1 protein-coding gene is annotated in these 10260 nt (G+C 72.9%); it reads left to right on the top strand.

The annotated features are described in order from the left end of the window. Positions 1-14 precede the first annotated feature (14 nt). The gene (locus ACFXPL_RS24730; protein ID WP_384923477.1) at positions 15-10208 is read left to right on the top strand and encodes an amino acid adenylation domain-containing protein; all 10194 of its coding nucleotides are present in this window, start codon (positions 15-17) and stop codon (positions 10206-10208) included. Positions 10209-10260: the final 52 nt, after the last annotated feature.

Raw genomic sequence — 10260 nt, 5'->3', positions numbered from 1 at the left:
CGCGGTTCGGGCAGGTGGATGGGGAGCCGTATCAGGTGGTGGTGCCGGTGTCGGAGGCGGTGGTGGAGCTGCCGGTGGTGGCGGTGTCGGAGGCGTTGGTGGAGGGGCGGATCGAGGAGGCGTGTGGTCATGTTTTCGATCTGGCCGGTGAGCTGCCGTTGCGTGCGTCGTTGTTGAGGGTGGGTGAGGAGAGTTCTGTTCTGGTGTTGGTGGTGCATCACATCGCGGGTGACGGGTGGTCGATGGCGCCGTTGTGGCGGGATGTTTCGACGGCTTATGCGGCACGTCGGGAGGGCGGGGCGCCGGACTTCGCGCCGCTTCCGGTCCAGTACGCCGACTACACCCTCTGGCAGCAACGGCTGTTCGGCGACCGGGACGCCCCCGACAGTCTGCTCGCCGCGGAGGTCGAGCACTGGAGGGCCGCACTCGACGGCATTCCCCGAGAACTCGCCCTCCCGTTCGACCGGCCCCGCCCGGCGGTGCCCGGACGCGGCGGCGGCTGGGCCGGCATCGACGTTCCCGGGGAGTTGCACGGGCGGCTGGCGGAGCTGGCGCGGGCCGAGGGTGTGACGATGTTCATGGTGTGGCAGGCGGCGGTGGCGGTGCTGCTGTCCCGGCTGGGCGCGGGTGAGGACATTCCTTTGGGCAGTCCGGTCGCGGGCCGTACCGACGAATCGCTGGAGGACCTGGTCGGGTTCTTCGTCAACACCCTGGTGCTGCGCACCGACCTGTCCGGCGACCCGACGTTCACCGAAGTCCTCGCCCGGGTGCGCACCTCCGCGCTGGACGCCCTCGACCACCAGGAGGTCCCCTTCGACCGCCTCGTGGAGGAACTCGCACCCGCCCGCTACACCGACCGCGCCCCCTTCTTCCAGGTCATGATGGCCGTGCAGAACGTGCCCCAGGCGGACGTCGCGCTGCCCGGCCTCGTCGTGGACGCCCGCCCCGGCGAGCCCAACACGGCCAAGGTCGACCTCGACTTCCAGGTCGTCGAACTCCCTGACGAGGCCGATGCGCCCGGCGGCATGACCGGCGGCCTCACCTACGCCACCGACCTCTTCGACCACACCACCGCCGAGGCCCTCGTCGGCCGGCTGCTGCGCGTCCTGGACGCCGTCACCGCCGACCCCGCCCGGCCCGTCGCCCGTATCGACCTCCTCGACCACGCCGAGCGGCACCGTCTGCTCACCGAGTCGAACGGCGCCCGCAGCGACACCCTGGCGCTCACCGTCCCCGAACTGTTCGGCATCCGCGCGTCCCGCGCCCCCAAGGCCGTCGCCCTCGTCTCCGGCACCGAGCAGGTCACCTACGGCGAACTGGACACCCGCTCCAACCGGCTCGCCCACCACCTCGTCCACCTCGGCGTCGGCCCGGAATCCCCGGTCGGCGTCGTCATGGACCGCTCCCCCGACCTGGTCACCACCCTGCTCGCCGTCCTCAAGGCGGGCGGCGTCTACGTCACCGTCGACCCCGCCCAGCCGGCCTCCCGCACCGCCGAGACGCTCCACCGCGCCGGAGTCGACGTGTGCCTGACCGACGGCCGCCACACCGACGTGGTGCGCGCACACGTCGCCACCGTCGTCGTCGCCGACGCGGGCGACGCGGAGTGGGCCGGCCGGCCCACCACCGCCGTCGCCGGCCGCACCCTGCCCGACCAGCTCGCCTACATCATGTTCACCTCCGGCTCCACCGGCGAGCCCAAGGGCATCGGATGCACCCACCGCGATGTCGTCGACCTCGTAGGCGACCGCTGCTGGCAGTTCCCCGGCACCGCCCGCGGCTGGTTCGCCGCGCCCCACACCTTCGACGGCTCCACCGTCGAGCTGTGGGTACGACTGCTCAACGGCGGCGAACTCGTCATCGCCCCGCCCGGCCGGATCGACGCCGCCCGGCTGCGTACCCTGGTCACCACCCACGGACTCACCCACGTCCACCTGACCGCCGGCCTCTTCCGGGTCATCGCCGAGGAGGACCCCGGCGCCTTCACCGGCGTCCACGACGTGCTCACCGGCGCCGACGTGGTGCCCGGTAACGCGGTCCGCCGGATCATGCGGGCCGTCCCCGGCATCGTCATCCGCAGCAGCTACGGACCCACCGAGGCGACCGTCATCGCCACCCAGATCCCCCTGACCGACCCCGACGCCTTCGGCGAGAGCGTCCCCATCGGCCGCCCACTGGACAACACCGGCGTGTACGTCCTCGACACCGCCCTCGACCCCGTCCCGGTGGGCGTCACGGGCGAGCTGTACATCGCCGGCGCCGGACTCGCCCGCGGCTACGTCGGACGGGCCGGCCTGACCGCGGAACGGTTCGTCGCCTGCCCGTTCGAAGGCGCCGGCGCGCGCATGTACCGTACCGGCGACGTGGTGCGACGGCGCGCCGACGGCGCGCTGGAGTTCGTGGCCCGGGCCGACGACCAGGTGAAGATCCGCGGGTTCCGGGTGGAGCCCGGCGAGGTCGAGGCGCTGCTCGCCACCCACCCCGCGGTCGCACAGGTCGTTGTCACCGTCCGCGAGGACACCCCCGGGGACAAGCGCCTGGTCGCCTACGTGACGTCGGTGCCCGGCGAACCCGCCCCCGACGTGCGCGAGTTCGTCGCCCAACGGCTGCCCGAATACCTGGTGCCGACCGCCGTGGTGGCACTGGACCGGCTGCCGCTGACCGCCAACGGCAAGGTGGACCGCGCCGCGCTGCCCGCGCCCGAAGCGGTCACCGCCGGTGCGCTGCGCCGGCCGCCCTCCCTGCGCGAGGAACTCCTGTGCTCCGTCTTCGCCCAGATCCTGGGCGTGGCGCGGGTCGGCGTGGACGACGACTTCTTCGCGCTCGGCGGCCACTCGCTGCTCGCCGTGCGCCTCGTCAGCCGGATCCGCACCGTACTCGGCGTCGAGATTCCCGTCCACGCCGTCTTCGAGGCGTCCACCGTCGCCGGAGTGGCCGCCACCGTCGAGGCGGCCGGTGCTGTCGCGGCGCGGCCCGCCGTCACCCCGGGCCCCCGGCCCGAGCGGCTGCCCCTGTCGTACGCCCAGCGCCGCCTGTGGTTCGTGGACCGGCTGGAGGGTGCCGGATCCCTCTACAACATCCCGCTCGTGCTGCGCCTGACCGGGAGCCTCGACACCGGCGCGCTGCGTGCCGCCCTCACCGACCTGGTCGCCAGGCAGGAGAGCCTGCGCACCCGGTTCCCGCAGGACGAGGGCGACCCCTACCAGGACGTCGTGCCCGCCGACGCGTTCCACCTGGACCTCGACGTGGTGCGCGTCGACCGCGGGGAACTCGACGCGCGGATCGCCGAGGCCGCCGGGTACGCCTTCGACCTCGCCGGCGAACTACCCGTCAGGGCGACGCTGTTCGACATGGACGGCCCGGAGGCTGACGGGCCGGACGTGGACGAGGCGGTACTGGTCCTCGTCACCCACCACATCGTCGCCGACGGCTGGTCCATGGGCCCGCTGCTGCGCGACCTCTCCACCGCCTACGCCGCCCGCCGCGCCGGCCGGGCCCCTGGCTGGGAACCGCTGCCGGTGCAGTACGCCGACCACACCCTGTGGCAGCGCGAACTGCTCGGCGACGGCGACGACCCGGACAGTCTCCTCGGCCGGCAGGTCGCCTTCTGGAAGGACGCGCTGCGCGACAGCCCCGAGGAGCTGGCCCTCCCCACCGACCGGCCGCGGCCCGCCGTGGCGAGCCGGGACGGCGGCTGGGTGCCTCTCACCGCACCGGCCGGGCTGCACGAGCGGCTCGCCGAACTGGCCGTCGCGCAGGGCGCCACCACCTTCATGGTGTGGCAGGCCGCCCTCGCCGTGCTGCTCTCCCGGCTCGGCGCCGGCCAGGACATCGTGATCGGCAGCCCCGTCGCGGGCCGTACCGACGAGGCCGTCGACGACCTGGTCGGGTTCTTCGTCAACACCCTCGTGCTGCGCACCGATCTCTCCGGTGAGCCGACCTTCACCGAACTCCTCGCCCGGGTGCGCAGGTCGGCGCTGGGCGCCCTCGGGCACCAGGAGGTGCCGTTCGAACGGCTCGTCGAGGAGCTGGCACCGGCGCGGTCCCTGGCCCGCCACCCCCTCTTCCAGGTCATGCTCGCCGTCCAGAACGTGCCCCCCGCCTCCGTCGACCTGCCGGGCCTGGGAGCCGAGGGCCTGAGTACCGAGGTGACCCGGGCCAAGTTCGATCTCGACTTCCAGGTCGCCGAGCGGTTCGACGACGAGGGCCGGCCCGCCGGGGTCGACGGCGGCCTCACCTACTCCGCCGACCTCTTCGACCGTGCCACGGCCGAGGCACTCGCCGACCGCCTCCTGCACGTCCTGCGTGCCGTCGTCGCGGACCCCGACCGACCCGTCCGGGACATCGGGCTGCTCGGCGAGTCCGAACGCCGGCGCCTCCTCGTCGAGTGGAACGCCACGGAGCGGACCGCACCTGCCGCCACGGTGCCCGACCACTTCCGGGCCCAGGCCGCCCGTACCCCGGACACCCTCGCCCTGGTCGCCGACGGTACGCGGATGACGTACGCCGAACTCGACGCGGCCTCCGACCGGCTCGCCCGGTACCTCGCCGGGCACGGCGCGGGACCTGAGCGCCTCGTCGCCGTCGCCATGACCCGCTCGCCGGAGATGGTCGTCGCCCTCCTCGCCGTCCTGAAGTCCGGTAGCGCCTACCTGCCCCTCGACGTCGCCTACCCGGCCGCCCGCATCGAGCTGATGCTGGCCGACGCCGGCCCCGTCGCCCTCCTCACCACGAGCGACATCGCGACCCGGCTGCCGCGGACGGAGCCCGCACCGGTACGCATCGTCCTGGACGACCCGCGGACCAGGGCGGCGGTGGCCGCCGAGGACGCCGCACCGCCGGACACGCGGCCGCACCTCGACGGCGCCGCCTACACCGTCCACACCTCGGGCTCCGCGGGTGTCCCCAAGGGTGTCGCCGTCACCCACCGCGCCATCGACCGCCTGGTCCGCCCCGCCGACTACGCGCACGTGCACGCCGGGGACGTCGTCGCCCACCTGGCGTCGGTGTCGTTCGACTGCACCACCTTCGAGATCTGGATCACCCTGCTCAACGGCGCCACCCTGGCCGTCGGCCCGGCGGGCACGCCCTCGGTGGCCGTACTGCGCACCTTCCTGGCCGGGCACCACGTCACCGTCGCCGTGCTGCCCACCGGACTGCTGCACCAGGTGATCGACCTCGATGTCGAGGCGCTGCACGGTGTCCGCTCCCTGCTGACCGGCGGTGACGCGCTCTCCGTCGAGCACTGCCGCACCCTGCTCGACGCCTTGCCCGGCACCACGCTGATCAACGGCTACGGGCCCACCGAGAGCACCACCTACACCCACAGCCACCCGGTCACCCGCGCGGACGTCGACAGCGGCCGGCAGATCCCCATCGGCCTTCCGCTGGCCCGCACCCGGGCCTACGTCCTCGACGCCTCCCTGCACCCGGTACCCGTCGGCGTGCCGGGCGAGCTGTACCTCGCCGGTGAGGGACTGGCACGCGGTTACGCCCAGCGGCCGGGAGCGACCGCCGAACGCTTCGTGGCCTGCCCGTTCGAGGCGCGGGGCGGGCGGATGTACCGCACCGGCGACGTGGTGCGGTGGCGGGCGGACGGGGAGCTGGAGTTCGTCGGCCGGGTCGACGACCAGGCCAAGATCGGCGGCTTCCGCGTCGAACCCGGTGAGGTCGAGGCCGCCCTGTCCGCACACCCCGACGTGGCCCAGGGGGTGGTCGTGGTCCGTGAGGACACCCCCGGCGACAAGCGCCTCGCCGCCTACGTGGCACCCGCGGACCCCGCCGTGACCGGTCGCGAACTGGCCTCCCGGGTGCGGGAGTTCGTCGGCAGCCGGCTGCCGGACCACTTGGTGCCCTCCTTCGTGTCGGTCCTGGAGCGGCTGCCGCTCACCGTCAACGGAAAGGTCGACCGGGCCGCCCTGCCGGCCCCCGACCTCACGGCCGTGACCGGCACCGGACGCGCGCCGGCGACCCTGCGCGAGGAGCTTCTGTGCACGATCTTCGCCGATGTGCTGGGCGTGCCGCGGGTCGGTGTGGACGACGACTTCTTCGCGCTGGGCGGTCATTCCCTGCTGGCGGTACGGCTGGTCAGCCGCATCCGGGCGGTGCTCGGTGCGGAGATCTCCGTGGGAGCCGTGTTCGAGGCGCCGTCCGTGTCCGGTCTCGCCCGGCGGCTGACCCGGGCCGGCGGCCCGGCCCGGCCGCCGGTGCTGCCCATGCCGCGGCCGGCCGTGCTGCCGGTGTCCTACGGGCAGAGCCGGCTGTGGTTCGTGGACCGTCTTGAGGGCCCCAACCACCTCTACAACATCTGCCTGGTACTGCGACTGTCCGGCGACCTGGACATCGCGGCCCTCCGCGCGGCCCTGGCCGACGTGGTGGCCCGGCATGAGAGCCTGCGCACCACCTTCCCCCTGGTGGGCGATCGGCCCTCCCAGCGCGTCCGGCCCGTCGACGAGGCGGTCGTCGAGCTGCCGGTCACCGCCGTCGGGGACGAGGAGCTCCAGGAGTGCCTCGACCGGCTGGCCGTCCACTCCTTCGACCTGGCAGCCGAACTTCCGCTCAAGGCCGACCTGTTCGACCTGTCGGACGGAGCCGCGGCCGACGCCGCGTCACCCGGCGGTGTGTCACCCCGCAGCGGGGAGTGGGTGCTCTCGGTCGTCGTCCACCACATCGCGGGTGACGGATGGTCGATGGATCCGCTGTGGCGGGATCTGTCGGAGGCGTACGGGGCGCGGCGCGCGGGGCACGAACCGCGCTGGGAGCCGTTGCCGGTCCAGTACGCCGACCACACCCTGTGGCAGCGGGAGTTCCTCGGGGACGTGAACGATCCGCAGAGCGTGCTCGCCCGACAGGTGGCCTACTGGAAGGACCGGCTCCACGGGGCGCCCCAGGAGCTTGCCCTCCCGTTCGACCGGCCGCGGCCGGCGGTGGCCGGCCACCGTGCCGGTTGGGTGCCGCTGCAGGTGCCGGCGCGGCTGCACGCGCGCCTGGCCGAGCTGGCGCTCGGGCAGGGGGTGACGATGTTCATGCTGCTCCATGCGGCGGTCGCGGTGCTGTTGTCGAAGAGCGGCGCCGGACGGGACATCGTGATGGGCAGCCCGGTGGCCGGCCGGACGGACCAGTCCCTGGACGACCTGGTCGGCTTCTTCGCCAACACCCTGGTGCTGCGCACCGACCTGTCGGGCGACCCGGACTTCGTGGAACTGCTCGACCGGGTGCGCGCGGCCAGCCTGGAGGCCTTCGAGTACCAGGACGTTCCCTTCGAACGGCTGGTGGAGGAGCTGGCCCCGGCGCGTTCGATGGCCAGGAACCCGCTGTTCCAGGTTCTGCTCGCCGTGCAGAACCACCGTAGGTCCACGCTACGGCTGCCCGGTGTGCGGGTGACCGAGCATCCGGCCGGGTCGCTCTCCGCCAGGTTCGACCTGGACATCGAGGTCCAGGAGTGCTTCGACGCGGCGGGCGGACCGGCCGGGCTCGACGGCGGCATCATGTTCGCGGCCGAACTCTTCGACCGGTCCACCGTGGAGACACTGGTGGCCCGGCTGGTACGGGTCCTGGAGGCGGTCACCGCCGACCCCACCCGGCCGGTGGGCCGCGTCGACCTGCTGGAGGGTGCGGAACGGCGGCGGATGCTCACGGAGTGGAACGACACCGCCCGCCCGGTACCGGACACGACCCTCGCCGAGCTGTTCCACCGGCAGGCCGTCAGCACGCCGGACGCCGTCGCGCTGGTCTCCGAGGGAGAGCAGGTCTCCTACGCCGAACTGGAAGCGCGGTCCAACAGGCTGGCCCGCGCTCTGATCGCCCGCGGGGTGGGGCCCGAAGCCCTGGTCGGCGTGGTCCTCGACCGCTCGGTGGAACAGGTCGTCGCGCTGCTGGCCGTCGTCAAGAGCGGTGGCGCCTACCTGCCCGTCGACCCCGGCCAGCCGCTGCGGCGCATCGGCCTCATGCTCGCCGACGCCTCCCCGGTGGCCGTGCTGAGCACCGGAGAGATCACCGCCCGTCTCCGGGGCACCGCCGGCCGGCCCCCGTCGGCAGGGGTGGCGGCCGAGTGGATCGGGGTGGACGAACCGGCGGTGCGGGCGGCGGTGGCGGCGGCTTCCCCCGAGGCGGTGACCGACACCGACCGGGGCGCGCCGCTGCGGCCCGGTCATCCCGCCTACGTGATGTACACCTCCGGGTCCACCGGGACCCCGAAGGGAGTTGCCGTCCCGCACCACGGGGTGGTCAACCAACTGGATTGGATGCAGGAGGAGTTCTCCCTGGACTCGACGGACCGGATCCTGCAGAAGACCTCGTTCGGGTTCGACGTCTCGGTGTGGGAGCTGTTCTGGCCTTTGCTGAACGGTGCGGGGATGGTGCTGACCCGGCCGGGCGGACATCGGGACCCCGAGTACCTGACCGAGTTGATCGGCCGGGAACGGGTGACCGTCGTCCAGTTCGTCCCCTCCATGCTGCGGACGTTCCTGGACGGTGGCGCCGTGGAGCGGTGCACCGGCCTGCGGGCGGTCCTGTGCATCGGGGAGGCGCTCCCGGCGGTGGTACGCGACCGCTTCCAGGCGGCGCTGGCCGTGCCGCTGTACAACCTCTACGGCCCCACCGAAGCCTCGATCGCCGTCACCTCCTGGAGTTGCGACCCGGCAAGGGACGGCGCGACGGTGCCGATCGGACGCCCCATCCGGAACATCAGGGCGTACGTGCTCGATGACGGCCTGCTGCCCGTGCCACCGGGCATGACGGGTGAGCTGTACGTGGCCGGCGACGGGTTGGCCCGGGGCTATCTGGGGCGCCCGGAGCTGACCGCCGAGCGCTTCGTGGCCTGCCCGTTCGGGCCGGCGGGTGAACGCATGTACCGGACCGGCGATGTCGTGCGATGGGACGCCGAAGGCCTCCTGGAGTTCACCGGCCGCACGGACGACCAGGTGAAGCTCCGTGGATTCAGGATCGAGCCGGGCGAGATCGAGGCGTCGCTGACCGGCCACCGGCAGGTGGTGCAGGCGGCCGTCGTCACCCGTGAGGACCCCACCGGCGACCTGGGCCTGGTGGCCTACGTGGTCCCGGAGACCGGAGCGGACACCGGTGAGGGCGGGGCCCGGCTGGCGGCGGACGTACGGGAGTTCGTGGCGAACCGGCTTCCGGAGCACATGGTGCCGTCGGCGGTGGTGGTGCTGGAGACACTGCCGTTGACCCTGAACGGCAAGCTGGACCGGGCGGCACTGCCCGCGCCGGACCACTCCGCCGGTCCCCGCACGGGCGGCCGTCCACCGGTCACACTGCGGGAGCAGTTGCTGTGCTCGGTCTTCGAGCAGGTGCTCGGCGTGTCACCGGTCGGGGTCGACGAGAGCTTCTTCGAACTGGGCGGGCACTCGCTGCTCGCCGTGCGCCTGGTCAACCGCATCCGGGCGGTCCTCGACGCGGAGATCCCGATACGGGCGTTGTTCGAGGCGCCGACCGTGGCCGGTCTCCTGACCCGGATCGCCGGTGAAGGGCGGCAAGGGAACAACGGCGTACTGGTGCCCATGCGGTCGAGCGGCGACCGCGCTCCCTTCTTCTGCGCCCACACCGTGCTGGGACTCGGCTGGGAATACGGCTGGCTCGCCGACTCCGTGCCCGAGGACCGGCCGCTCTACGCCCTGCGGCCCCGGGGCATGGACCACGGAGAAGCCGAACTGCCCGACTCCCTGTCCCGGATGGCCGCCGACTATGTCGCGCAGATCCGCACCGTGCAGGCCACCGGCCCGTACCACCTGCTCGGCTGGTCCTTCGGCGGAAACGTCGTCCAGGAGATGGCCGCTCAGCTCCAGGACGCGGGCGAAGAGGTCGCGGCCCTGGTCGTACTGGACTCGGCCCCGGTGGACGGCCCCGCCACCGCCGAACAGCGGGCGGGCTTCGCCGAACAGGAGGACACGGTCGCCGGGGCGCTCACCGGTGCGGAGCACGAGGCGTACATCCGGATCGTGCGCAACAACACCAGGATCCTGCTGGCGCACCAGACACGGAAGACGTCCGGGACGCTGCTGCTGATCTCCGCAGGCTCGGAGGAGAAGGCCGGACTGTGGCGTCCGCTCGTCTCCGGCGAGGTGCGGGAGCACACGCTCGACTGCACACACCGCGAGATGCTCCTGAATCCGGACGTCGTCCGGGAGATCTGGGACATCGCGTCAGGAGAGCTGGGACTGACGGACACCGACCCGGCCGGGACCGAGTAAGCGCCGCCCCTACCCCTTTCGCCGGTCATCCGTTTCCGAGTTCGGTCACACA

The sequence above is a fragment of the Streptomyces sp. NPDC059092 genome (assembly GCF_042756365.1).
Lineage (GTDB): Bacteria > Actinomycetota > Actinomycetes > Streptomycetales > Streptomycetaceae > Streptomyces.
Note: the sequence above shows the minus strand (reverse complement) of the source record. Positions and strands in the feature narration are given on the sequence as shown.